This is a genomic window from Streptomyces sp. Je 1-332, from assembly GCF_040730185.1.
In the GTDB taxonomy this organism is placed as follows: domain Bacteria; phylum Actinomycetota; class Actinomycetes; order Streptomycetales; family Streptomycetaceae; genus Streptomyces.
This window is the reverse complement of the sequence record NZ_CP160402.1, coordinates 3,652,343-3,675,794: the sequence shown is the minus strand read 5'-3', so window position 1 is coordinate 3,675,794 and position 23,452 is coordinate 3,652,343. Positions and strand designations below refer to the sequence as shown.

Sequence of the window (23,452 nt, the reverse complement as noted above, 5' to 3'; positions counted from 1 at the left end):
CGCTTCGTCCAACGCTGCCGCGCCGTCTGCGGGCGCGGGTTCGTTGCCGGCTGCGGGTGCGTGGCGCTGCGGGGCTGGTCCGTGTGTGGGTGCGGGGCCGCGCCGGTATGCCCGTCCTCGCTATCGTCCGGTGGGCGTGGGGTTGCTTCGGCCCCCGGGGCTTTCGGGAGCCGTGCTCCGGGCAGACATACCGGCACGTCCCCTCGCGTGCGCTGCCGTCTGCGGGCGTGTGGTGCTGCGGGGCTGGTTCGTCTGTGGGTGCGGGGCCGCGCCGGTATGTCCGTCCTCGCTATCGTCCGGTGGCCGACTTGATACTTCGGCGAGGGAACGCCACGAACCGTGCTCCGGGCAGACATACCGACACGACCCCTCGCGCGCGCTGCCGACTGCGGATGGCTGCAACGCAGGTTCCACCCCGCCGCGTACGTCACCCGCCCACCCCACAGCCACCCCCACCCTCGCTGGCCCCCACCCCTCTTCCGCGCCATGCGGATCGCCCCTCACCCCCACCCCACTACTCCAGTCGCTGCGGGGCAATCGGGCGGGTGGGCGGGAAAGGCCTGTTCGGGGCGAGGCGGATGCGGGGTGATCGGGCGGGTGGGTGGGAGAGGTTTGTTCGGCAGGGGTGGATGCGGGGTGATCGGGTGGGTGGGTGGGGAGGTCTGTTCGGTAAGGGGAGGATGCGGGGGGTGGAGGTTAGGGCGCCCACGCCAGGAAGCGGTACCGTCGGGTACGGGTAAGGCGTCAACAGGACCACCCCGGAGGGGACTTCGTGGGGATCGAGAGCGATCAGCTCGTCTTCGACTATTTGAGCCGCGTCGGCGACCTGGCCCAGCAGCACCAGCTGCCCTCAGGCACCCGCATGCGCCTCGTGTCCGACCTGCGGAACCAGATCGACCGGAGCCGGGCGAAGACCACGGTCGACAGCCCGGCGGCGATACGCCGCATCCTGGACCGCCTCGGCACCCCCGAAGACCTCGTCGAAGCCGCGGGCTCCGGTGGCGGTGACGTACCGAAGACCGCCGAGCCCCGCCCCGCCGTCCCCACCCAGCGCACAGCGGAGCCGAAGGAACGCCCCAAGCGGGCGCGCCGCGTGATCCCCCGGCCCCGCCCCGCGGCGGAGAAGCCGGAGCCGCCCGAGGAGGACCTGCCGTCACCGCCGCACCTCGCGAGCACGGACGAGCTCGGTCCGAGCGGCTCCGAGCCCGACTGGTGGCGCGTGGACAGCAGCCCCTTCGGCCTCGCCGACACCGTGCCGGGCTTTACCGGCGGCGTGGAAATCCCGGAGCTCCTCAAACCCCCGCCGAAGCAGCGCCACGAGGACGAAGCCGCCGAGGATGAGGGCGACGGGGAGAAGGAAGGAGGAGTTGTTGACGAGGCCCTGCCCGGGCCTCGCCGTCGCCTCCGCCTCCCCCGCCCCACCACCGCAGCCCTCGCCCCGGCCCGCTTCACCAACCCCCTCCTCCTGCTCGCCGCAGCCCTCCTCACCGTCGGCGCCATCCTCGGCAACTGGCTCGCACTGGGCGGCGGCTGGCTTCTCGCCTACGCCTCGCGCAGGCTCAGCCGCGCCGAGGCGAAGTGGGCCGTGATCGGTCTGCCGGGGCTTTCCGTGGCCGCCGGGATCACCTGGCTGTGGGGCAGGAACGAAGGCCGCTGGGGCGACCCCGTCCGCGACGGCCACATGAGCGACGCGATGGCCGAGACCTGGCCGTGGGTGGTACGCGGCGCCGCCATCGCCTCCGCCCTCTACCTGTTGTGGCGCTCACAGCGTCAACGCCCCTGATCCGCAGCCGAGTTCGGGCAGCGGCGCCTAGCCGTGGTCCGCGTCCGGCTCCGCGCTGTCGTCCGGCGCCGCCCCGGGCTTCGTGTGGAGAACCTCGCGGGCCTGGTCCGCGGCGCGGGCGATGCTCTCGCTGACGAAGTCGAGGAAGCGCGCGATGTTCTCGAGTCGGGCGGCGGCCGGCGTACCGGGACCGAGGATGCCGACGCCCTGCCGTGCGGTCTGCACGACGTGGGCGGTGGAGCGGGCGCTGGCCATCATGGCCTGGTACCAGATGTCGTCGTCGACGACGTAGCGCTCGCGGCGGCGTTCGTCGCGCTCCCGGCGGATGAGGCCCTGGCCGTCCAGGAACGTGATCGCCTTGGAGATGGACGCCGGGCTGACCTGAAGGCGCTGGACGAGTTCGGACGCCGTGAGGCTGCCCGAGTCGGTGGTGCACAGGCAGGCATGGACCCGGGCCATCATCTTGGGCATTCCCGACTGCATGAAGACGGTGGTGAGCGTCTCCTCGAACTCGCGCACGGCCTCGGCGTCACGTCCGTGAGCCTGCGGGGCCGTGTCCGGCTCCCGGGGCGCGGCCTTGCGGCGGTGGGTGCGGCGTTCGGTGGCGCGATGGGCGAGATCGGCGCGGTAGGCGGTGGGGCCGCCGTTGCGCATCACCTCGCGCGTGATCGTCGAGGTCGGACGGTCGAGGCGTCTGGCGATCTCCGCGTAGGCGAGGCCGTCGGCCAGCCCCAGCGCGATCTGCTGACGTTCCTGCTGAGTGAGTCTGCCGCCCGGCATCGCGATCTCCTTCGTACTCCTCGGATGCCCTCACCATAGCGTTCGCTCTCAGTCTATTGCAACGCACAGGTGATTGACGTTGCGTTACCTTCTGAAGCGTTGCAACGAAAAAGGGGAGTTGAACTGGGAGTTTGTGTTCTGCGTGCAACAAAGTTGTTGCCAGGGTCGTGAACGCAACGTAGCTTTTCTCATGTCGGAAACAACGACCCGAAGGAGCACACCATGCAGAACTTCGACACCCCCGCCCCGATCTCCACCGTCCTCGACATCCCTGCGGGCAGCTTCCGCTTCATCGCCGCCGACCGGGCCGACACCGCGGTCGAGGTCCGGCCCGCGAACGCCTCGAAGGACCGCGACGTGACGGCGGCGGAGCAGACCACGGTCGAGTTCGTCGACGGCGTCCTGCGGATCGAGGGCGCCCCGGCGAAGAACCGCATCCTCGGCAGCGGCTCCGGATCCGTGGAGGTGACCGTCCAACTGCCCGCCGGCTCCCGCGTCGAGGCGAAGGCCGCCGCCGCGGAATTCCGGGGCGTCGGCCGGCTCGGCGACGTCGTCTTCGAGGCCGCGCAGGGCACGGTCAAGCTCGACGAGACCGCGAGCGCCCGCCTCGCCCTCCAGGCCGGTGACGTCTCGGTCGGCCGGCTCGGCGGCTCCGCGGACATCAGTACGCAGAAGGGTGATCTCAACGTCGCCGAGGCCGTGCACGGCACGGTCTCCCTGCGGACGGAGTCCGGCGAGATCTCGGTCGGCGCCGCCCGCGGAGTCTCCGCGTCCCTGGACGCCGGCACCCCCTTCGGCCGGATCCACAACACGCTCAAGAACGCCGACGGCGCCGACGCCGGCCTGAACATCCACGCGACCACCGCCTACGGCGACATCACCGCCCGCAGCATCTGACCCCCAAGGCTCGCAGGCCTCGTAAGTCTCGTAGGCCTCGTAGGCCTCGCAGAACCCGCAGCCCCCGTAGACCCCGAGGAGCATCCACCATGACCACCCCCGCCATCGCGGCGAACGGACTACGCAAGTCCTACGGCGACAAGACCGTGCTCGCCGGCATCGATCTCACCGTTCCGGCAGGGTCGGTGTTCGCACTGCTCGGGCCGAACGGCGCGGGCAAGACCACCGCCGTGAAGATCCTCTCCACCCTCATCACCGCCGACGCCGGAGACCTGCACGTCGGCGGCCACGACCTGGCCGCCGACCCCCAGGCCGTACGCGCCGCGATCGGTGTCACCGGTCAGTTCTCCGCCGTGGACGGCCTGATCACCGGCGAGGAGAACATGCTCCTCATGGCCGACCTGCACCACCTGCCCAGAGGGGAAGGCCGCCGCGTCGCCGCCGAACTCCTTCAGCGGTTCGATCTCACCGAGGCCGCCAAGAAGCCGGCCTCCACCTACTCCGGCGGCATGAAGCGCCGCCTGGACATCGCCATGACCCTGGTCGGCAACCCGCGGATCATCTTCCTCGACGAGCCCACCACCGGCCTCGACCCCCGCTCCCGCCACAACATGTGGGCCATCATCCGGGAGCTGGTCTCCGATGGCGTCACCGTCTTCCTCACCACCCAGTACCTCGAAGAGGCCGACGAACTCGCCGACCGCATCGCCGTGTTGAACGACGGCAAGATCGCGGCCGAAGGCACGGCCGAGGAGTTGAAGCGACTCATCCCCGGCGGCCACGTACGGCTGCGCTTCACCGACCCCGACGCCTACCGCACCGCCGCCACCGCCCTCGACGACGTCACCCGCGACGACGAAGCACTCGCCCTCCAGATCCTCAGCGATGGCACCCAGCGCGAACTGCGCTCCATCCTCGACCGGCTCGACTCGGCCGGCATCGAGGCCGACGAACTCACCGTCCACACCCCCGACCTCGACGACGTCTTCTTCGCCCTCACCGGTCCGACCACCCTCCCCAGCCAGCCCGCCGAGCAGCCCGCCCGAACCAAGGAGAACGCCCGATGAGCTCCCTCGCCCTCGCCGTCCGCGACTCGAACACGATGCTGCGCCGCAACCTCCTGCACGCCCGGCGCTACCCGTCCCTCACCCTGAACCTGCTGCTCACCCCGGTCATGCTGTTGCTGCTCTTCGTCTACATCTTCGGCGACGTGATGAGCGCGGGCATCGGCGGCGCGGACCGCTCCGACTACATCGCCTACATCGTCCCGGGCATCCTGCTGATGACCATCGGCTCCACCGTGATCGGGACCGCGGTGTCCGTCTCCAACGACATGACCGAGGGCATCATCGCCCGCTTCCGCACCATGAACATCCACCGCGGTTCGGTGCTCATCGGGCACGTGGTCGGCAGCGTCCTCCAGACGGTCATGAGCGTGGTCCTGGTCGGCGCCGTCGGCGTGGCCATCGGGTTCCGCTCCACCGACGCCACGGCCCTGGAGTGGCTCGCCGCCTTCGGGCTGCTCGTCCTGTTCGCCATGGCACTCACCTGGGTCGCCGTCGGCATGGGCCTGGTCAGCCCGAACGCCGAGGCCGCCGGCAACAACGCCATGCCGATGATCCTGCTGCCGCTCCTGTCCAGCGCCTTCATCCCGGTCGGCTCGATGCCGGGCTGGTTCCAGCCCATCGCCGAGTACCAGCCCTTCACCCCGGCCATCGAAACCCTGCGCGGCCTCCTGCTCGGCAGCGAGATCGGCAACAACGGCTGGATCGCCGTCGCCTGGTGCCTGGGACTGACCGTGCTCGGCTACTACTGGTCCAAGTCGAAGTTCAACGAGGACCCGAAGTAGGTCCCATGACACCGCGAAGCCGTCACGGCCCCGCGGGCAGCACCCGCAGCTCGTCCGCTCAGCCCCCGAGCCACCCCCCGAGGCGGCGCACACCGACACCACGTCGGAGTGCGCCGCCTCGTTCCGCTTCTCCCGGCTTCCCCCGCGCCGCCTACTTCTTCGTCAGCGCCTGCTGCATCTCGTCCAGGATCTTGTTCGCCGCCGTGTAACCGATGCCCTGGATCCACAGCTCGTCGTCGACCGTGTGGACGTTGCCCTTCTTCACCGCGTCCATGTTCTTCCACAGGCTGCTGCCGACGGTCTGCGTCTGCTTGGACTTCTTCGGGTCGCCGTACGTGGAGCGGAAGATGACGTCCGCGTCGGCGAGGTCGATCTTCTCGGGCGACACGTCGTACGAGAACCCGTCCTTGGCCTTGGCGGCGACGGCGGGGCGGCCAAGGCCCACGTCATCGAGGAGCGTGGCGACGTACGTCTGCTCGCCGTAGATGCGGATGTCCGCGCCCTCCACGAAACGCACGACGTTGACCTCCGTCGCCTTGGCCTTCGCGGGGCCGCCGACCGCGGTGGTGACCTTCTCGGCGTGCGCGTCGTACGCGGAGACGACCTTCTTCGCCTCGGCCTTCTTGCCCAGCGCGTCGGCGTGCACCTGGAAGTTCTCCTTCCAGGGGTGGCCGGTGTTCTCCGTCATCACCGTCGGCGCGATCTGCTTGAGCTGCTCGTACTTCGCGGCGTGCCGGATCTTGCTGGTGAGGATGACGTCCGGTTCGAGGGCCGCGATGGCCTCCATGTTCGGGTTCAGCATCTCGCCGACGTCCTTGATGCCGCTGACCTTGTCCTTGGGCAGGTAGCCCGGGAAGCCGGATGACGCCTCGACGTGCGTGGAGCCGACCGGCTTCACGCCCAGCGTGATCGCGGAGTCCAGCTCGGCCGTGTCGAGGACGACGACCCGCTTCGGGGCGACGGGGACCTTCACGTCACCCATGGCGGTCCTGACGACGTGCGTCCTGCCCGTGCCCGTACCGGAGTCGGAGTTCTTGCCGGAGTCCGACGACCCGCAGGCGGAGAGCGCGAGCGTGCCGCCGAGGGCGAGGGCGCCTGCCGCGAGGGCACGGCGGCGGTTCGCGGAGCTGGTCTGTGAGGTCATGGTTTCTGGGCCACCTTTCGGTCGGACGAGGGGTGCGGGCGCGGCTCGGCGGCCCAGGGAGCGCCGGGGACCACCAGTGGCGACCCCGTCACCGGATCCGGTACCACCACACACTCCAGACCGAACACCTCGCGTACGAGATCCTCGGTGACGACGTCGGCGGGCGCGCCCTCGGCGACGATCCGGCCCGACTTCATGGCGACGAGGTGATCGGCGTACCGGGCGGCCTGGTTGAGGTCGTGCAGCACGACGACCACGGTCCTGCCGCGCTCGCCGTCGGGCCCCTCGGCGGCCAACTGGCGCACCAGGTCGAGCACTTCGACCTGATGCGCGATGTCGAGATACGTGGTCGGCTCGTCCAGGAGCAGGATGTCCGTCTCCTGCGCGATGGCCATCGCGATCCACACCCGCTGGCGCTGACCGCCCGACAGCTCGTCCACGGGCCGCTCGGCGAGCGTGGCCACGTCGGTACGCTCCATCGCCTCCGTCACGGCCCGCTCGTCCTCGACGGACCACTGCTGCCACCAGCGCTGGTGCGGCTGGCGGCCGCGCGCGACGAGGTCGGCGACGGTGATGGCCTCGGGCGCTACGGGCGTCTGCGGCAGCAGCCCGATCTGCTGGGCGATCTTCTTGGTCGGCAGTTCGGCGAGCGCGCCGCCGTCGAGCAGGACCGCGCCGCGCCTGGGCCTGAGGAGGCGGCCGAGCGCGCGCAGCGTGGTCGACTTCCCGCACGCGTTGGGGCCGACGATGACCGTGACCCTCCCGTCGGGCACGACGAGGTCGAGCTCGTGCACGACCTCGCGGTCCTCGTAGGCGAGGGTCAGCTCGCGGGCGCTGAGGCGGGCGGCGGCGGTCACGAGGTGCCTCCATTGCGGACGGAACGGCTGCGGTCGCCGTGGCTTCGCACGATCAGCCAGATCAGGTACGGGGCTCCGACGGCCGCCGTCAGGACGCCGACCGGCAGTTCGGTGGGCGAGAAGAGCCGCCGGGCCAGCAGGTCGGCGATGACCAGGACCAGCGCGCCGGTCAACGCCGAGCAGAGCAGCGGGATCTGCGCGGTGCGGGTCAGCCTGCGGGCGGTCTGCGGGGCGAGCAGCGCCACGAAGTCGACGGGGCCCGCGGCGCCCGTCGCCACCGATGCGAGGACGACGCCGAGCAGGACGAGACCGAGGCGTACGTGCCCGAGGCGAGTCCCGAGGGCGGTCGCCGTGTCGTCGTCCATGGTCACCGAGCGCTGGGCGCGGGCGGCCCAGAACACGAACGGGAGCAGGACGAGCAGGGTCAGGGCGAGGGGCGACGCCTCCGTCCAGCCACGGCCGTTGAGGCTGCCCGTCATCCAGATCTGCGCCTGCTGGGCGACGAGATGGTCGCCCTTGGTCATGAAGAGCGTGGTGAGGGAGCGCAGGGCGATCGCGAAGCCGATGCCGATGAGCACGAAGCGGGTGGCGTGCAGGCCGCCGCGCCAGGCGAAGACGTACACGAGGGCGGCGGCCGCGATGCCGCCGAGTACCGAGAGGTAGGGCAGGACGGTGGCGGAGGTGACCCCGAGGGTCATCGCGCCCACCGTCAGGGCGCTCGCGCCCTGGCTGATGCCGATGATGTCGGGGCTCGCCAGGGGGTTGCGGGCGACGGTCTGGATGAGCGCGCCCGCGACTCCGAAGGCGGCGCCGACGAGGAGGGCTACGGCCAGGCGGGGTTCGCGCAGCGTTCCCACCACCAGTTCGTCGGGGGATGGTTGCCCCGTCAGGACCTTCAGGACCTCGGCCGGGGCGACGAAGGACTCGCCTGTGCAGAGGTACGTGAGGCTGGTCGCCGCCAGGAGCAGGGTTAGGCCGACCGCGGTTGCCGTTGCCCTGCGGTGCAGGAGGAACGCGGCTTTCCCTAGCCGCAGTACGGCATATCCAGCTGGACGTAGCTTTATCGGTGGGCCCGCATCCTGGGTTGTGCCCACCCGTTCCGCCCTGCGGAACGCCTGCCCACAACGGCCACTCATGCTGCTACCGCCCTGCGTCGCACCAAGGCCACCAAGAACGGCACCCCGATCAGTGCCGTCATCACCCCGGCCGGCACCTCGCTCGGCGGGAAGATGATGCGCCCCACGGTGTCGGAGACGAGAAGCATCACGGGCCCGAGGACCGCGGCCATCGGCAGCGCGCAGCGGTGTCCGCTGCCCACGATCGCGCGGGCGATGTGCGGGACCGCGAGGCCGATGAAGGCGATGGGGCCGGCCGCCGCGACCCCGGCCCCGGTCAGGACGGTCGCCCCGAGTCCGCCGACGATCCGCACCGTCGCGACCTTCTGGCCGAGCCCCTTGGCCACGTCCTCGCCGAGGGCGAGCGCGTCGAGTCCGCGTGCCACGGACAGTACGAGGACGAGCCCCACCAGGAGGAACGGCCAGATCTGCCCGGCTATCTCCGCGTCACGCCCGGAGAGCGAGCCCACCTGCCAGAAACGGAACTCGTCCAGGGCGGACGCCTTGGTGGTGAGGATCCCGGTGGTCACGGACACCAGCAGGGCGTTGATCGCGGCCCCGCCGAGCGCGAGCTTCACGGGGGTGGCACCGCCCCGTCCGCTCGCGGCGATCGCGTACACCGCGACGGACGCGATGCCCGCGCCGACGAAGGCGTACCAGACGTATCCGGTCAGGGTGTGCACGCCCGCGAAGGCGATCGCCAGCACCACGCCCACCGACGCGCCCTGGCTGACGCCGAGGATGCCGGGGTCGGCGATGGGGTTGCGGGTGATGCCCTGCAGGACCGTGCCGGCGAGGGCGAGCGCGGCGCCGACCATCAGGCCGATGAGCGTGCGCGGCACCCGCATCTCGCGGACGACCTCGGCGGCGTCGCTGTGCCCGCCGTGCAGCAGGGCGTCGATGACGGCGGACGGCGCGATGGCGCGGGCGCCGACGGAGAGGCTGAGCAGCACCGCGAGCAGCAGGGCCACGACGGCCGCCGTCATCGTGACGGCGCGTCTGGCGGGCACACGCATCGGCTGAGCTCGTTTCGGTTCGGCGGGGCTGAACGGAAAGCTCGGTAGGGCCTGGCTGAGCGCTGAGCGCCAATCGTAAGGGCGACCCCAGTGCCCGTCACCCACGCGTCGGGCCTCTGCACAATGGCCTCATGACCTCACGCGCTCCGACGGTCGGCTTCGACCTCGACATGACCCTGATCGACTCCCGCCCCGGCATCAAAGAGGCCTATCTGGCCCTGTCCGCCGAGACCGGAACGTATATAGACGCCGATCTCGCGATCAGCCGGCTCGGCCCGCCCCTGGAGGAGGAGCTGCGCAACTGGTTCCCCGCGGAGCGGATCCAGGAGATGGGCGACCGCTACCGTGAGATCTATCCCACATACGCCATCGCCCCCACGCTCGCGATGCCCGGCGCCCGTGAGGCCGTGGCGGCCGTCCGCTCGCACGGTGGCCGGGCGATCGTGGTGACCGCCAAGCACGAGCCGAACGCGAAGCTCCACCTGGCGCACCTCGGCATCGAGGCGGACGCGGTGATCGGCTGGCTGTGGGCCGAGGCCAAGGCGGAGGCGCTGCGCGAGCACGACGCGGCGGTGTACGTCGGTGACCACACCGGTGATGTACGCGGCGCGCGTACGGCGGGCGCGCTGTCCGTCGCGGTGGCGACCGGGCCGTGCGACGCAGCGGAACTGCGCGCGGCGGGCGCGGACGTGGTGCTCAGCGACCTGACGGAGTTCCCCGCCTGGCTCGACGGGTACGTCGCGAACGCCGCTTGAGAGCTGTCAGGTGGCCGCCGATCTGGCCTGGCGGCGCTGTACGGCGATACCGCGCAGCACTCCCGCCACGGCGACGACGAAGCCGACGCCCATCAGCATGCACACCGCGTAGGCGATGGACGGAAAGGGCTCGGTGCCGAGGAACAGTGGGGCCACCGTGACCAGAGTGGCCACAGCTCCGACGAAGAAGATGATCGCTCCGGTACGGACCAGGCCATCGCCCGGTCCGGCGGAACTCGCTTGGGTTTTGTCACGCACCCGACCAGGGTAGTTCCCAGCGCGAAGGAAGAATCCGGGGACGTCTTGTCACCGGCTCCCGGACCAATAGTCTTGGTTCCGGCGGGTCGGGCGACCCGCTGTAGTGCTATCCAGAGCCGTTTTCCGCGGCATAGACGCGTACGACGACGTACGACGACAAGTACGAGGACGAGGACTTCAGGTGCCTACCGGCAAGGTCAAGTGGTTCAACAGCGAGAAGGGCTTCGGCTTCCTCTCCCGCGATGACGGCGGCGACGTCTTCGTGCACTCCTCCGTACTGCCCGCAGGTGTCGACACACTCAAGCCCGGCCAGCGCGTCGAGTTCGGCGTCGTCGCGGGCCAGCGCGGTGACCAGGCCCTGTCGGTGACGATCCTCGACCCGACGCCGTCCGTCGCGGCCGCGCAGCGGCGCAAGCCGGACGAACTGGCGTCCATCGTCCAGGACTTGACGACCCTCCTGGAAAACATCACGCCGATGCTGGAGAAGGGCCGCTACCCCGACAAGGCGTCGGGCGCGAAGATCGCCGGCCTGCTGCGGGCGGTCGCGGACCAGCTGGACGTCTAGTTCAGGGAAACGCGAGCGCGGTCGGCGCGAGGGGCGGAACGAGCCCCTCCGCCGCGGCGCGCGTCAGCAGCCCGCGGATCGCCGCGTAGCCGTTCTCACCGAGGTCGGCCGTGAACTCGTTCACGTACAGGCCGATGTGCTGGTCGGCGACTGCCGGGTCCATCTCCTGGGCGTGCTCCTGCACATAGGGACGCGAGGCCTCGGGGTCGTCCCAGGCCATGCGGACCGAGGTGCGTGCCGCGTCCGCGAGCTGCCGCAGCCGGTCCGCGCCGAGCGACCGCCTGGCGATGATCGCGCCCAGCGGGATGGGCAGGCCCGTGGTGTCCTCCCAGTGCTCGCCCATGTCGGCGAGGCGGTGGAGCCCGTAGTTCTGATAGGTGAAACGCGCCTCGTGGATGACGAGTCCCGCGTCGACCTTGCCGTCCCGCACCGCGGGCATGATCTGGTCGAAGGGCAGCACCACGATCTCGCCCACACCGCCGGCCACGGTGTCCGCGGCCCAGAGCCGGAACAGCAGGTACGCCGTCGACCGCTCGCTCGGCACGGCGACCGTCTTGCCCGTCAGGTCGACCCCGGCCTCCCGGGTCAGGACCAGCGGGCCGCAGCCACGCCCCAGAGCCCCGCCGCACGGCAGCAGCGCGTACTCGTCGAGGACGTAGGGCAGCACGGCGAACGACACCTTCATTACGTCGAACTCGTCCGAGCCGCGTTCGGCCACGCCGTTGGTGATGTCGATGTCGGCGAACGTGACATCGAGCGCGGGCGCGTCCGGTACGCGGCCGTGGGCCCAGGCGTCGAAGACGAACGTGTCGTTCGGGCAGGGCGAGAAAGCGATCCGCAGGGTGTTCGCGTCGTGGGCGTCCTGCGCGGGTGATTCAGTCATGCCGGTTCCAACTCTCCAGTACGGGCGCGAATTTCCCGAACGCGTCCCCCAGCGCGCCCAGCGCCTCGCCGATCCGCCAGGCTCCGCGGTCCCGGGGCCCGACGGCGTTGGAGATGGCGCGTATCTCCAGGGCGGGCAGCCCGTACGCGGCGGCGGCCTCGGCGACCCCGAACCCCTCCATCGCCTCGGCGAGGGCCCGCGGATGGCGTCGCCGCAGCTCGGCGGCGCGCTCGGCGGAGCCGGTCACGGTGGAGACGGTCAGGACGGTGCCGGTGGCGGCGCCGCAGGCCGCGGCCAGGTCCCGTACGAGGGAAGGCGGCGGCCGGTGGGTCACGGCGCCGAAGCCGAGTTCGGTGACGGGCAGGAAGCCGTCGGGCGTCGCGGCGCCCAGATCGGCGGCGGTGATCTCGTCGGCGAGCACGAGGGAGCCAAGAGGCGCGTCAGGCTGGAAACCGCCGCCGATCCCGGCGGAGACCACCAGGTCGTACGAGGCGCGCGCGAGGGCTGCCGCCGTGTGCGCACCGGCGGCCGCCGGGCCGACACCGACGGCGATCGCGTCGGCGTGCGGAGGCAGGCGGTCGGCCACCGCGTCCCGTTCGGCGGGGACCGCGGTGGCTACCAGTACGCGGGGAAAGGACCTCAAGGGAGGTGTCAGGCGTCCTTCTTGAGCTTGAACGACCACAGGCCGGTCGCCTTGGCCGCCGAGCCCTTGCCGCCTTCGAGGAGGCTGACGGTGGTGGAGTTGGTGCCGCCGCCGTACTGCTGGTTGAAGAAGACGCTGCCGGGGATGACGACGTACGTCTTGTTGCTGGCCTCGGTGAGCGGCTGACCGTTCATCAGGAGCGTCCAGCCCTTGTCGGCGACCTCGGGGTCGACGCCGAAGCGGACCTTCTCGTCGGGGTCGACCTTGATGGACTTGACGTCCGTTTCCTTCAGGCAGTCCTGGAGCTGGGAACCCGCGAGTTCCTTGCCGTCGTTGTAGCAGGAGGCCTCGGTGTTCACCGAGTCACTGCCGACCGTGACGGTGGCGAGCGGCGTCGGCTTGTCGCAGGCCGACAGGACGAGGAGTCCGGCGGACACAGCGCCGAGGGCGGCCACGGAACGGCGACGGCGTGCCGGCTTGAGAACGTGTGCGGCTCCGCCGCGGAGCAGGGAGGTCATGGGCGAAGGCTATCGGGCACCCCGTGCCGTCCCGCCACGTGGGGGTCGCGGCGTGCCGCACCCGTTGATCTGCCCCGCTCACGCCACCCGCGGGCGGCGCTTGCCGCCGTGCCGGGCCGCCGAGAGCAGGCCACGCGCGGTCGTCAGCCAGCCGACGGCGACGATCCCCGCGCCCACCGCGAGCCCCAGTGACCCGATCAGCGGCAGGGCCATGCCGATTCCGCCGCCCACCACCCACGCCATCTGGAGGATGGTCTCCGAGCGGGCGAAGGCGGAGGTCCGCACTTCCTCCGGTACGTCCCGCTGGATCAGCGCGTCCAGGGAGAGCTTCGACATGGCCTGCGCGAAGCCCGCCACCGCGCCGAGGCATGCCACACCCACCGCCCCGAAGAACACCGCCGCGGTGATCGCCACACCGAGGACGACGGCGACGACGGTCACGATGATGAGCTCCGGCGCCCGCGATCTCAGCCCGGCGCCGACCGCCGTGCCGAGCGCGTTGCCCACGCCGGCCGCGACCCCCACTATCCCCAGGGACACCGCGGCACTCTGGCCGCCGAGCGGCTCCTCGCGCAGCAGGAAGGCGAGGAAGAAGATGAGGAAGCCGGAGAGACAGCGCAGCGAGGCGTTGACGGTGAGGGCGTGCGTGACGGCGGGCCCGACCGTACGGAGCCCGAGACGTCGCTTCTTGGAGGTGTCCGTGGCGGCTTCGGCGCGCGCGTGCAGATGCAGATGCTCCTCGTCGGCGGCGAGCAGCGCCTTGTGTTCTCCCTTCGCCGAGTCGACCTTCGGTGGCAGCGAGAGGGACAGGATCATCCCGACGACGAACAGCGCGAAGGCGCCGTACAGCGGCCAGCGTGGCCCGAGCGCCTGGAGCCCCGCGCCGATCGGGGCCGCGATCCCGGTGGCGAGCAGACCGCCGAGCGTGACTCTGGAGTTGGCTTTGACCAGGGAGAACCCCTTGGGCAACAGCCGGGGCACCACGGCGCTGCGCACCACCCCGTACGCCTTGGAGGCCACCAGGACGCCCAGCGCCGCCGGATAGAGCTCAAGGCTCCCGGTGATCACCGCCTCGGACAGCAGCAGGGCGAGGAGGGCGCGGGCCAGCATCGCGGCGGCCATCGCGTAGCGGCGGCCGTGCGGGAGGCGGTCCAGGAGGGGGCCGATGACGGGGGCGAGCAGGGTGAAGGGCGCCATGGTGATGGCGAGGTAGAGGGCGACGCGGCCGCGCGCCTCGTCCGTGGGGACGGAGAAGAAGACCGTCGACGCGAGCGCGATGGTGATCATGACGTCACCCGCGCCGTTCACCGCGTGCAGCTCGATGAGTTTGCCGAGCCCCGACTCGCCCGCGCCGTGCGCGTGCGTGGCCTTGCGGATGCCGCGGGCCGTGCCGGTGAAGGGCAGGTGCAGGGCGCGGCCGATCGAGCGGGCGGCCCGGTTCAGCACCGAACCCCGTCCGCTGATGCCCTGGGACGACGACCTTGCGGCAGCCACCTCGTCATAGTGCCCCCTTATGGCCCGCGCTAGCGCGTATCGACTGCCCGGTAATCGGGTGGGCGGCCGGGAAAACCGCCGCGAAGCGGCATCGGACCGGGCCCGCGGCAGAGGGGCGGACACGCCGGTGTAGGCCCAGGGGCCAGGAGAAGGTAGCGTGCGTAGCGCGCCTGCGGCGGTTGTTCTTGGCCGCGCGCCTCTCGGTCATCCCGCAGAATGGATGACGTAGGTGCGCCCGAGGACGTTCGGGCGCGGACGTCGACGCGGCCCTCCGGTCCGCTCCGTCCGCACTCCCGCGTATGGGTGGCGCACTCGTGAGACGGCGTAATGGAGAAGCGATACCTGTGAGCGCAGCGACAACGCGAAGCCGTACCCCGCGTACCCCGCGTACTCCCGACCGCCTGTGCGCCGAGGCGGTGGGACTGGCCCGGGACGCGGCCGAGGAGGCCGCCGCGCCCGGTGTGGTCGGCGAGCACGTCGAGGCCGTGGTCGAGGGCGACCGCGTCGTCACGCACCTGTTCGAGTGCAAGGACTTCGGTTACCGCGGCTGGCGCTGGGCCGTGACGGTGGCCCGCGCCTCGCGCGCCAAGGTCGTCACGCTCGACGAGACGGTGCTGCTGCCGGGTCCCGACGCCCTGCTGGCCCCCGAGTGGGTGCCGTGGAGCGAGCGGCTGCGCCCCGGTGACATGGGCCCCGGGGACCTGCTCCCCACCGACGCGGAGGACCTGCGCCTGGAGCCCGGCTACTCGGGCGAGGAGGAGCCGCCGCCGAACTCCGTGTTCTCGGAAGAGATGGCGGAGCTGGTCGAGGCGGAGGACGCGGAAGTGACGGCGGGCTCGCCCGCCGAGCTGCCCGCGGCGCCCGCGCGCGGTTCGATCGCCGCGATCGCCGACGAGCTGGGCATGCGCCGGGCGCGCGTCCTTTCCCGGTACGGGCTGCACACCGCGGCCGATCGCTGGGAGGAGTCGCACGGCGCGAAGACGGCGATGGCGCAGGCCGCGCCCGCGTCCTGCGTCAGCTGTGGCTTCCTTGCCCCGATCGGCGGATCGCTCGGGCAGGCGTTCGGTGTGTGCGCCAACGAGTTCGGCCCCGCGGACGGGCACGTGGTCTCCCTGGCGTACGGCTGCGGGGGCCACTCGGAGGCGGCCGTGATGCCGACTCCGTCGCGGCCCGCCGCGCCCGTCCTCGACGAGACCCGGGTGGACGTCCTCCCCCTGCGGCCCGCTCCCGACTCCGGCTCGGTGCCGGTGGAGGGGGCTCCGGAGGAACTCGGCCACAGCTGAGCTCCCGCTGGGGGGACGGCTCGGGCTCGCCCCGCGACCGGGGCTGTGCCCCCCTGCGGGTGCTGTCCGGGCCCCTCCCTCGCCTGCAACCCGGCAGAGGCCCTACCGCGCTCCGCGCGGGCTCACCCCACCCACCCACCCGTTCGCCCGGCGGCTCGTCTTCGTTGGCCCGGCCTGTTTCTTGACTGCGGCCTGCCGGCTTTCAGCACCGCGCTCCGCGCGGATCTTTCCCGCCCACCCACCCGATTACCCCGGGGTGCTCGGGTGGGTGGGCGGGAAACACCCCGCGCGGAGCGCGGGAAGTGCGTCGGCCTGCAGGCAGTGAACTTGCTGCAGTCTCAGTGCTCCTACGGTGAGGGACCGTGCTGCGGGGTGATCGGGTGGGTGGGTGGGAAAGGCTCGCGCGGAGCGCGGAAGGCGGCCGCCGGCTCGCGGTCGGGATCCCGCCGCCCCCGGCAGGGCAGGTGCGGTCCAGCCAGGCGGCCAGCCACCCGCGTCGGGGAAACCGCAGGACGCGGTACCGTTCGCCCCGCGAACCGAGCGAGGGAGACGACACCGTGAGCAAGACCGTGCGGCCGGCGGCCGAGGGTACTGACCCGTTCGGCACGGCACGGCTCCGGCGGGGCGTCCTCGACGCCTGGGCGGCGAGCCCGGCCCGGTTCCGGGAGGACGCCAACGCGGAGGAGGACCTCGCCCTCGGCGGGTACAGGGACCGCCTGATCGTCGAGCTCGCGCAGAACGCCGCTGACGCCGCAGCCCGCGCCGGCGCCCCGGGACGTCTCGCCCTCACCCTCCGGGACGGAGTCCTCGCCGCCGCCAACAACGGCACCCCCCTCGATGCCACCGGGGTCGAGTCCCTGTCCACCCTCCGCGCGTCCGCCAAGCGGGAGGAGCGGGACGGGGAGCAGGACAACGGCGCCGTGGGGCGCTTCGGCGTCGGCTTCGCCGCCGTCCTCGCCGTGTCGGACGAGCCCGCCCTCGTGGGGCGTACGGGCGGAGTCCGCTGGTCCCTGAGCGAGGCACGCGAACTCGCCGCCGACACCGCCCGCTTCAGCCCCGGCCTGGGTGACGAGGTCCGGCGCCGCGACGGCCACGTGCCGCTCCTGCGGCTGCCCTTCGCCGCCGAAGGCTCCGCCCCGGAGGGGTACGACACCGTCGTCATCCTGCCCCTGCGGGACGCCGCCGCGGAGGACCTCGTCGTACGGCTCCTCGACGAGATCGACGATGCTCTGCTGCTCGCCCTGCCGGGCCTCGAGGAAGTCGTCGTCCAGGTCGGCGACCACGCCTCCCGCACCCTGCGCCGCACCGCCGAGCCCGGCTACGTCGACGTCTCCGACACCCGCGACGGCGACACCCGCTGGCGCACCGTCAGCCGGCGGGGCGCGCTCGGCCAGGACCTCCTGGCCGACCGGCCCGTCGAGGAGCGGCTGCGGCCCCACTGGTCCGTCACCTGGGCCGTCCCCACCGACCGCGAAGGCGCCCCGCAGGCGCCCCGCAGCGCCCCCGTCCTGCACGCGCCGACCCCGAGCGACGAGCCGCTCGGGGTGCCTGCCCTGCTCATCGCCTCGTTCCCGCTCGACACGACCCGGCGGCACGCGGCGCCAGGCCCCCTGACCGACTTCCTCGTGCAGCGCGCGGCCGACGCGTACGCCGAACTCCTCGCCGACTGGCGGCCCGTCGGGGAAGGAATCATCAGCCTCGTCCCCGGCCCCCTCGGTAAGAGCGAGCTCGACGGCGCCCTGCGCCAGGCCATCCTGGACCGGCTGCCCCGTACGGCATTCCTGCCGCCCGCGGTGGAGGCCGTGCCCCAACAGGACCCCGACGTACCCGAGTGGGAGGTCCCCGTCGCGCTGCGGCCGCGTGACGCGGAGGTCGTGGAGGGCGCGGGCGCCGACACCGTACGCGTGCTCGCCGACGTGCTGCCCAGCCTGCTGCCCGCGGGACTCGAGCGGCGCGCCGAGCTGCGCACCCTCGGGGTCGCCCGGGTCCCGCTGACCGAGGCGATCGACCGCCTCGCCGGCCTTGAGCGGGAGCCGGACTGGTGGCACCGGCTGTACGACACCCTCGCCGGGGTCGACCCCGACCGGCTCACCGGGCTTCCTGTCCCGCTCGCAGACGGACGCACCACCATCGGGCCCCGCCAGGTCCTCCTGCCGGTCACCGGCGACGACAGCGACCCGGCCGCCCTCGTACGCCTCGGTCTGAAGGTCGCGCACCCCGACGCCGTGCATCCCCTCCTGGAGAAGCTCGGCGCCCTGCCCGCCACGCCCCGCGCCGTCCTGACGACCCCGCAGGTACGTGCCGCCGTCGCCGCCTCCCTGGACGACGACACGTGGGACGAGGACGCCCCGGACGCCGAGGAGCTCGCGGACACCGTGCTCTCGCTCGCCCGTGACGCGAACCTCGCGCCCGGCGACGAGCCCTGGCTCGGCGCGCTCGCCCTGCCCGACGAGGAGGGCGAACTCGCTCCCGCCGGTGAACTCGTCCTGCCCGGCAGCCCCTTCGCCCGGATCATGCGCGAGGACGAACTCGCCACGGTGGACGCCGAGCTCGCCGAGCGCTGGGGCGAGCAGCCGCTGGCCGCGTGCGGTGTGCTCGCCACCTTCGCCCTGGTCCGCGCCACGGACGTCGTGCTCGACCCCGACGAACTGGAGCCGCGCGACGGCGACTTCGCGGAGCCGGACGACGCGGGGCTGCTCGATGCCGTGGATGTGTGGTGCGAGGACACCCTCGACCGGCTGCCGGAGACTCCCGTCCCGCCCGTCGCCACCGAGATCATCGCCGTACGGGACCTGGACCTGGTCGACGACGACTGCTGGCCGCAGGCCCTCGCGATGCTCTCGCGCCCGCCGCTGCGGGACGCCCTGACGCAGCCGCTGCGGATCCTGCTGCCGGACGGCACGACGGAGAGCGTGCGGTCGTACACGGCGTGGTGGCTGCGCGGGAATCCCGTGCTCGGCGGCCGGCGTCCCGCCGGTCTGCGGGCCTCGGGCGGCGATCCGCTGCTCGAAGGGCTCTACGACGCCGCCGATGCCGCCGGTTTCGACGACGAGCAGGTGCTGCGGGCGCTCGGCGTCCGAACGTCGGTCGCCGCGCTCCTGGAGGAGCCCGGCGGCGCGGCCGAGCTGCTCGACCGGCTCGCGGACCCGGAGAGGACCGTTTCGGCGGCGCAGCTGCACGCGCTGTACGGGGCTCTGGCCGATCTTGACCCGGAGCAGGTGACGCTGCCGGACGAGGTGCGAGCCGTCGTGGACGGTGAGGTCGTGGTCGTCGACGTGGCGGACGCGGTGGTCGCCGACGCGCCCGATCTGTTGCCGCTGGCCGGGGGTGTGGCGCTGCTGCCGGTGGAGCCCCGCAGGGCGGGTGATCTGGCCGAGCTGTTCCAGGTGCGGAGGCTGAGCGAGACGGCCGCGGTCGCCCCCTCGGGGGAGGGGGTCGAGCATCCTGTGCTGGATGCTGTGCGGGTCCTTCTCGGCCCCGCGACGCCTTCGACGTACGTCGAGTACGAGGAACTCACCGCGGGGGGCGTGGAGCTGGACTGGCGGCGGAGCCCGGACGGCACGGTGCATGCCGCGACGCTGGAGGGCGTGGCCGCGGGGCTCGCCTGGGCGGCGGGGCAGTGGCCGCGGCGCTTCGAGGTGGCGGCGCTGCTGGAGGATCCGTCCCGGACGGAGGAACTGGAACGGGATCGCTGGTTCGACTGAGGGTGGTTATGGCCGGCGGGATCGGGAAAATCCGCTCGACATCAGATTACATTCTGAGTACCGTTGCCGTATGAGCCTCAGTCGTCCCGAAGCCGTGACCTTCTCCGACCTCTCCCGGAACCCGAAGGCCGTCGCCGAGCGGGCGGCGCGGCTGGGCAGGCTGCGCGTCACACACCGGGACGCGCAAGATTTCTACCTGACCGAGGCCGGTCGCGAGGACCAGCGGGACCAGTCGCTGACCACAGCCTCGCGGGTGTTCGTCGCCCTGATGCGTCACGACGCGAGCGTCCGAGCGCTGCTCCTGGCCATACCGGAAGTCTTCCCCTGGGCTCGGCATCTGGAGGACCCGGAGGTGCGGGAGTTCACGGTCGAGTTGGTCGAGGCACTGTCGGACGCGGCCGAATTGGACCTCGACCGTAACGCCGCAGAGGTCATCGCAGGCTGGCGTGCCACGGCCCGCATCAAGGCGGACCCGGCAGAGCACCGCGCGGTCGCAGAGGCCACCGAGGGCGACTTCGGGCCGGTGGACCTCCCCGGATGACGCCGAAACGCGGCGACAGGGTGACGGTGCCACCTCCCGAGGACGAGTGGGACGTGCGGTTCGGCACCAGCGAGGCCGCCAGAGGCTGGGAAGAGCTGTGTCGCCTGGCCCTGGCCAACGCCCGCCGTTGCCTGTCCGTGCTGCGCGCCACCCCCGACGCACCGACCAATCCGGACCGGCAGCACCGTCTGCGCGGCGCCCTCGCCAGACACCGGCACAACGGGTGTGATCTCGATCAGTGGGAGTACGAGATCACCAGCGGGGGACGTGTCCGCTATGTCATCGACCCCGGCAAGCGAACCGTCTGGGTCCTGTACGCGGCTCTGCGGCACCCCAAGGACACCGACAGCCGTTGAAAGCCCGAGCCCGAGCCCGAGCCCGAGCCCGAGCCCGAGCCCGAGCCCGAGCCCGAGCCCGGCCCGCGCCCTGAGCCCGGACGTCACGCCGGAAAGCGGCGGCCCACCCAGCGGAAGATGATCTCGATGATCAGGGAGGCCGCCGCCGCGATGGCGACCGCTGCCCACGGCATCGTCGTGCCCACCAGCTTCAGTTGGAAGAAGTCCTGGAGCCACGGCACGGTCAGCACCAGCAGGAAGCCGAGACCCATCACGCCGATCAGACCGAGCCGCCACCACGTGTAGGGGCGGGCGATGATCGCGAGGACCCACATGGCGATCAGGAACAGCGCCAGCGTGGCCGCGCTGGTCTCGGCTTCCCGTGCGCCCGCGCCCGAGTAGTGGCTCCGGGCGAGCAGATACGTGCAGAAGGTGGCGGCGCCCGCGACGACCCCGCCCGGGATCGCGTACCGCATGACCCTTCGTACGAAGTGCGGCTTGGCCCTCTCCTTGTTGGGCGCGAGGGCGAGGAAGAAGGCCGGGACGCCGATCGTCAGGGTCGACAGGAGCGTCAAGTGGCGCGGCAGGAACAAGTACTCCACCTGCGAGCAGACCACAAGCAGTGCGATGACCACCGAGTAGACCGTCTTCACCAGGAACAGCGTCGCCACCCGCGTGATGTTGCCGATGACCCGGCGGCCCTCCGCGACCACCGAGGGCAGCGTCGCGAAGCTGTTGTTCAGTAGCACGATCTGCGCGACCGCCCGCGTCGCCTCGGAGCCCGAGCCCATCGAGACGCCGATGTCGGCGTCCTTCAGGGCCAGGACGTCGTTCACGCCGTCGCCCGTCATCGCGACCGTGTGGCCGCGTGACTGGAGGGCGCCCACCATGTCGCGCTTCTGCTGCGGGGTGACACGGCCGAAGACGGAGTTGGCGTCCAGGGCCTCGGCCATCTCGCCCTGTTCCGTGGGCAGCTTGCGGGCGTCCACGGTGTTCTCCGCGCCCGGCAGGCTCAGCTTCCCGGCGACCGCGCCCACGGAGACCGCGTTGTCTCCCGAGATGACCTTCGCGCTGACGTCCTGCTCCTCGAAGTACCGCAGGGTGTCCGCGGCGTCCGGGCGCAGCCGCTGCTCCAGGACGACCAAGGCGGTCGCGCGGGCCCCCGAGGCCACGTCCGGGTCGTCAAGCGCACCGGCGGCGCGGGCCAGGAGCAGTACGCGCAGGCCCTGTTGGTTCAGGTCCTCGATCTCGGCGAGGGACGGGTCGCCGTCGGGCAGCAGCACGTCCGGGGCGCCGAGCAGCCACGCCGAGTCGTCGCCGTCGCCCTCGCTGAAGGAGGCGCCGCTGTATTTGCGGGCCGAGGAGAAGGGCAGCGACTCCGTGCAGCGCCACTCCTCGCTGTCGGGGTAGGCGTCGATGATCGCCTGGAGCGAGGCGTTCGGCCGCGGGTCGGATTCCCCCAGGGCGCCGAGGACCTTCCGTACGTACGTCTCGTCCGTGCCGTTCAGGGGACGCAACTCGGTGACGTCCATGCCGCCCTCGGTGAGGGTGCCGGTCTTGTCGAGGCAGACCGTGTCGACGCGGGCCAGGCCCTCGATCGCGGGGAGTTCCTGGACCAGGCACTGCTGGCGGCCGAGGCGGATCACGCCGATCGCGAAGGCGACCGAGGTGAGGAGCACGAGGCCCTCCGGGATCATGGGGACGATCCCGCCCACGGTGTAGGCGATGGACTCCTTGAAGTTGTCGTCCTTGACGACGAGCTGGCTGATGATCAGGCCGATCGAGGTCGGGACCATCAGCCACGTCACGTACTTGAGGATCGTGGAGATGCCGGAGCGCAGCTCGGAGTGGACGAGCGTGAAGCGGCTGGCCTCCTCGGCCAGCTGCGCCGCGTACGCCTCGCGGCCGACCTTCGTAGCGGTGAACGCGCCGCCGCCCGCGACCACGAAGGAGCCCGACATCATCTTGTCGCCGGGCTTCTTGATGACCGGGTCGGCCTCACCGGTCAGGAGCGACTCGTCGACCTCCAGGCTCTCGGTCTCGACCGCCTCGCCGTCCACGACGATCTTGTCGCCGGGGCCCAGTTCCACCAGGTCGCCGAGGACGATCTCGGAGGTGGAGATCTCGGCCGCGGTGCCGTCGCGCCGCACGGTCGGCTTCGCCTCGCCGATGACCGCGAGTCCGTCCAGGGTCTTCTTGGCGCGCAGCTCCTGGATGATGCCGATGCCCGTGTTGGCGACGATCACGAAGCCGAAGAGGGAGTCCTGGATCGGCGCGACGAAGAGCATGATCACCCAGAGCACGCCGATGATCGCGTTGAAGCGGGTGAAGACGTTCGCCCGGACGATCTCGGTGGCGGACCGTGAACTGCGGATCGGTACGTCGTTGACCTCGCCGCGTGCGACCCGCTCGGCGACCTCGGCGGCGGTCAGACCCGTCGCGCGTCCGCTGGGCGGCGCCACCGGGTGGACCGGGTCGAGCTCGGCGCCCGCGTCGATATGCGTCATGGCATCGACGGTACGGGCGGGGAGGGGGCTTCACCCCTTGAGCGCCCCAAAGATGCGACCACGGTAGGACACGGACACTCCCGTGGTTGTACGTACGCGACCGCGGGGCGCGCGTTACTCCGCGGCGGTCTGCGCCTTGCGCTCCGCGTCCCGCTTGAGGGCGGCGTCGCGGCCCCGCACGTACCAGATGCCGATCAGGCCGAGGCCGGCGCCGGCCAGGCAGGTCCACACCCACCAGGTCGCGTCGCGGTCGTCGAACCAGCCGTAGAAGGGCAGCTGCACCAGGAAGAGGACGAACCAGAGGATCGTGCCGCCCGTGATGGTGGCGACGACGGGGCCCTCCAGGGGCTCCGGCGCGTCGTGCTTGGGGGTCCACTTCTCCATGCGCCCAGCTTACGAGGCGGCGGGCGGCGGCCCCCACGCGGCCGGTGCGCCGCCGGTGTGCGCCCTTTCCCGCCCCGGCGCATCGGCCGGTACGAGCCCTTTCCCGGCCCGGCGCACCCTTGCGCCACAAGGGTCTACGCG

22 protein-coding genes are annotated in these 23,452 nt (G+C 71.7%); 10 read left to right on the top strand and 12 right to left on the bottom strand.

Features of this window, described 5'->3' with window-relative positions:
- The first annotated feature begins 772 nt into the window (after nt 1–772).
- A complete protein-coding gene (locus tag ABXJ52_RS16470) occupies nt 773–1,783 on the top strand; it encodes a hypothetical protein (RefSeq protein ID WP_367043142.1) in 1,011 nt (336 codons plus the stop codon).
- A 27-nt stretch (nt 1,784–1,810) separates the two neighbouring features.
- On the opposite strand, the gene ABXJ52_RS16465 is transcribed toward ABXJ52_RS16470, so the two are convergent.
- Entirely contained in the window at nt 1,811–2,563 is a 753-nt protein-coding gene (locus ABXJ52_RS16465) for a helix-turn-helix domain-containing protein (protein WP_367043141.1), read from the bottom strand.
- A 222-nt stretch (nt 2,564–2,785) separates the two neighbouring features.
- Between ABXJ52_RS16465 and ABXJ52_RS16460 the strand changes: the two genes are divergently transcribed.
- From ABXJ52_RS16460 to ABXJ52_RS16450, 3 genes are all read left to right on the top strand, one after another.
- Nucleotides 2,786–3,460: a DUF4097 family beta strand repeat-containing protein gene (locus ABXJ52_RS16460; RefSeq protein WP_367043140.1), complete on the top strand. Its 675-nt coding sequence runs from the start codon at nt 2,786–2,788 to the stop codon at nt 3,458–3,460.
- A gap of 89 nt (nt 3,461–3,549) precedes the next feature.
- Complete coding sequence (locus ABXJ52_RS16455; protein WP_367043139.1) at nt 3,550–4,527, top strand: ATP-binding cassette domain-containing protein; 978 nt, start codon at nt 3,550–3,552, stop codon at nt 4,525–4,527.
- On the top strand, nt 4,524–5,309 hold the full coding sequence (locus tag ABXJ52_RS16450; RefSeq protein ID WP_367043137.1) for an ABC transporter permease: 786 nt from the start codon (nt 4,524–4,526) through the stop codon (nt 5,307–5,309). Before ABXJ52_RS16455 ends, ABXJ52_RS16450 begins: the two co-directional genes overlap by 4 nt.
- A gap of 151 nt (nt 5,310–5,460) precedes the next feature.
- Here ABXJ52_RS16450 and ABXJ52_RS16445 read toward each other — a convergent pair whose 3' ends face one another.
- Genes ABXJ52_RS16445 through ABXJ52_RS16430 form a run of 4 tightly spaced genes read right to left on the bottom strand, consistent with a single transcriptional unit; the run spans nt 5,461 to nt 9,441 of the window.
- Complete coding sequence (locus ABXJ52_RS16445; RefSeq protein WP_367043136.1) at nt 5,461–6,453, bottom strand: iron-siderophore ABC transporter substrate-binding protein; 993 nt, start codon at nt 6,451–6,453, stop codon at nt 5,461–5,463.
- Entirely contained in the window at nt 6,450–7,310 is an 861-nt protein-coding gene (locus ABXJ52_RS16440) for an ABC transporter ATP-binding protein (protein WP_367043134.1), read from the bottom strand. The genes ABXJ52_RS16445 and ABXJ52_RS16440 overlap by 4 nt, the downstream gene beginning before the upstream one ends.
- Entirely contained in the window at nt 7,307–8,404 is a 1,098-nt protein-coding gene (locus ABXJ52_RS16435; RefSeq protein ID WP_367043132.1) for an iron chelate uptake ABC transporter family permease subunit, read from the bottom strand. Before ABXJ52_RS16435 ends, ABXJ52_RS16440 begins: the two co-directional genes overlap by 4 nt.
- A gap of 38 nt (nt 8,405–8,442) precedes the next feature.
- Nucleotides 8,443–9,441: an iron ABC transporter permease gene (locus tag ABXJ52_RS16430; RefSeq protein ID WP_367043130.1), complete on the bottom strand. Its 999-nt coding sequence runs from the start codon at nt 9,439–9,441 to the stop codon at nt 8,443–8,445.
- A 131-nt stretch (nt 9,442–9,572) separates the two neighbouring features.
- Here ABXJ52_RS16430 and ABXJ52_RS16425 point away from each other — a divergent pair, with 131 nt between their 5' ends.
- Nucleotides 9,573–10,196: an HAD family hydrolase gene (locus tag ABXJ52_RS16425; RefSeq protein ID WP_367043128.1), complete on the top strand. Its 624-nt coding sequence runs from the start codon at nt 9,573–9,575 to the stop codon at nt 10,194–10,196.
- A gap of 6 nt (nt 10,197–10,202) precedes the next feature.
- Here the strand turns inward: ABXJ52_RS16425 and ABXJ52_RS16420 are convergent, their stop codons facing one another.
- Nucleotides 10,203–10,454 (bottom strand): hypothetical protein, encoded by a 252-nt coding sequence (locus ABXJ52_RS16420; protein ID WP_367043126.1) that lies wholly within the window; start codon nt 10,452–10,454, stop codon nt 10,203–10,205.
- Between the two features lie 181 nt (nt 10,455–10,635).
- Between ABXJ52_RS16420 and ABXJ52_RS16415 the strand changes: the two genes are divergently transcribed.
- Complete coding sequence (locus ABXJ52_RS16415; RefSeq protein WP_055701393.1) at nt 10,636–11,019, top strand: cold-shock protein; 384 nt, start codon at nt 10,636–10,638, stop codon at nt 11,017–11,019.
- Between the two features lies 1 nt (nt 11,020).
- Here ABXJ52_RS16415 and ABXJ52_RS16410 read toward each other — a convergent pair whose 3' ends face one another.
- From ABXJ52_RS16410 to ABXJ52_RS16395, 4 genes are all read right to left on the bottom strand, one after another.
- Entirely contained in the window at nt 11,021–11,902 is an 882-nt protein-coding gene (locus tag ABXJ52_RS16410) for a 1,4-dihydroxy-6-naphthoate synthase (RefSeq protein ID WP_367043125.1), read from the bottom strand.
- Complete coding sequence (locus ABXJ52_RS16405) at nt 11,895–12,584, bottom strand: futalosine hydrolase (protein WP_367043123.1); 690 nt, start codon at nt 12,582–12,584, stop codon at nt 11,895–11,897. The genes ABXJ52_RS16410 and ABXJ52_RS16405 overlap by 8 nt, the downstream gene beginning before the upstream one ends.
- Nucleotides 12,554–13,063 carry a DUF2771 domain-containing protein gene (locus ABXJ52_RS16400; protein WP_367043122.1) on the bottom strand — a complete coding sequence of 170 codons (510 nt, stop codon included), beginning with the start codon at nt 13,061–13,063 and terminating at the stop codon, nt 12,554–12,556. The genes ABXJ52_RS16405 and ABXJ52_RS16400 overlap by 31 nt, the downstream gene beginning before the upstream one ends.
- Before the next feature lie 78 nt (nt 13,064–13,141).
- Nucleotides 13,142–14,527 carry an MFS transporter gene (locus tag ABXJ52_RS16395; RefSeq protein WP_367049093.1) on the bottom strand — a complete coding sequence of 462 codons (1,386 nt, stop codon included), beginning with the start codon at nt 14,525–14,527 and terminating at the stop codon, nt 13,142–13,144.
- Nucleotides 14,528–14,901: 374 nt separating this feature from the next.
- Here ABXJ52_RS16395 and ABXJ52_RS16390 point away from each other — a divergent pair, with 374 nt between their 5' ends.
- The 4 genes from ABXJ52_RS16390 (at nt 14,902) to ABXJ52_RS16375 (ending at nt 20,441) form a co-directional block, all read left to right on the top strand.
- Nucleotides 14,902–15,840 (top strand): DUF3027 domain-containing protein, encoded by a 939-nt coding sequence (locus ABXJ52_RS16390; protein ID WP_367043121.1) that lies wholly within the window; start codon nt 14,902–14,904, stop codon nt 15,838–15,840.
- 557 nt (nt 15,841–16,397) lie between these two features.
- Entirely contained in the window at nt 16,398–19,544 is a 3,147-nt protein-coding gene (locus ABXJ52_RS16385) for a molecular chaperone Hsp90 (RefSeq protein WP_367043120.1), read from the top strand.
- Between the two features lie 70 nt (nt 19,545–19,614).
- Entirely contained in the window at nt 19,615–20,085 is a 471-nt protein-coding gene (locus tag ABXJ52_RS16380; RefSeq protein WP_367043118.1) for a prevent-host-death family protein, read from the top strand.
- Nucleotides 20,082–20,441: a hypothetical protein gene (locus tag ABXJ52_RS16375; protein ID WP_367043116.1), complete on the top strand. Its 360-nt coding sequence runs from the start codon at nt 20,082–20,084 to the stop codon at nt 20,439–20,441. Before ABXJ52_RS16380 ends, ABXJ52_RS16375 begins: the two co-directional genes overlap by 4 nt.
- Before the next feature lie 83 nt (nt 20,442–20,524).
- Here ABXJ52_RS16375 and ABXJ52_RS16370 read toward each other — a convergent pair whose 3' ends face one another.
- On the bottom strand, nt 20,525–22,927 hold the full coding sequence (locus ABXJ52_RS16370; protein WP_367043114.1) for an HAD-IC family P-type ATPase: 2,403 nt from the start codon (nt 22,925–22,927) through the stop codon (nt 20,525–20,527).
- Nucleotides 22,928–23,041: 114 nt separating this feature from the next.
- The gene (locus ABXJ52_RS16365) at nt 23,042–23,311 is read right to left on the bottom strand and encodes a DUF2530 domain-containing protein (protein WP_367043113.1); all 270 of its coding nucleotides are present in this window, start codon (nt 23,309–23,311) and stop codon (nt 23,042–23,044) included.
- Nucleotides 23,312–23,452 lie beyond the last annotated feature (141 nt).

Bases quoted from the DNA above. Each gene is read 5' to 3' on its own strand.
- ABXJ52_RS16400 (WP_367043122.1), bottom strand. From the start codon at position 13,063: ATGACCTCCCTGCTCCGCGGCGGAGCCGCACACGTTCTCAAGCCGGCA.
- ABXJ52_RS16370 (WP_367043114.1), bottom strand. From the start codon at position 22,927: ATGACGCATATCGACGCGGGCGCCGAGCTCGACCCGGTCCACCCGGTG.
- ABXJ52_RS16375 (WP_367043116.1), top strand. From the start codon at position 20,082: ATGACGCCGAAACGCGGCGACAGGGTGACGGTGCCACCTCCCGAGGAC.
- ABXJ52_RS16365 (WP_367043113.1), bottom strand. From the start codon at position 23,311: ATGGAGAAGTGGACCCCCAAGCACGACGCGCCGGAGCCCCTGGAGGGC.
- ABXJ52_RS16425 (WP_367043128.1), top strand. From the start codon at position 9,573: ATGACCTCACGCGCTCCGACGGTCGGCTTCGACCTCGACATGACCCTG.
- ABXJ52_RS16445 (WP_367043136.1), bottom strand. From the start codon at position 6,453: ATGACCTCACAGACCAGCTCCGCGAACCGCCGCCGTGCCCTCGCGGCA.
- ABXJ52_RS16430 (WP_367043130.1), bottom strand. From the start codon at position 9,441: ATGCGTGTGCCCGCCAGACGCGCCGTCACGATGACGGCGGCCGTCGTG.
- ABXJ52_RS16460 (WP_367043140.1), top strand. From the start codon at position 2,786: ATGCAGAACTTCGACACCCCCGCCCCGATCTCCACCGTCCTCGACATC.
- ABXJ52_RS16455 (WP_367043139.1), top strand. From the start codon at position 3,550: ATGACCACCCCCGCCATCGCGGCGAACGGACTACGCAAGTCCTACGGC.
- ABXJ52_RS16410 (WP_367043125.1), bottom strand. From the start codon at position 11,902: ATGACTGAATCACCCGCGCAGGACGCCCACGACGCGAACACCCTGCGG.
- ABXJ52_RS16450 (WP_367043137.1), top strand. From the start codon at position 4,524: ATGAGCTCCCTCGCCCTCGCCGTCCGCGACTCGAACACGATGCTGCGC.
- ABXJ52_RS16465 (WP_367043141.1), bottom strand. From the start codon at position 2,563: ATGCCGGGCGGCAGACTCACTCAGCAGGAACGTCAGCAGATCGCGCTG.
- ABXJ52_RS16380 (WP_367043118.1), top strand. From the start codon at position 19,615: ATGAGCCTCAGTCGTCCCGAAGCCGTGACCTTCTCCGACCTCTCCCGG.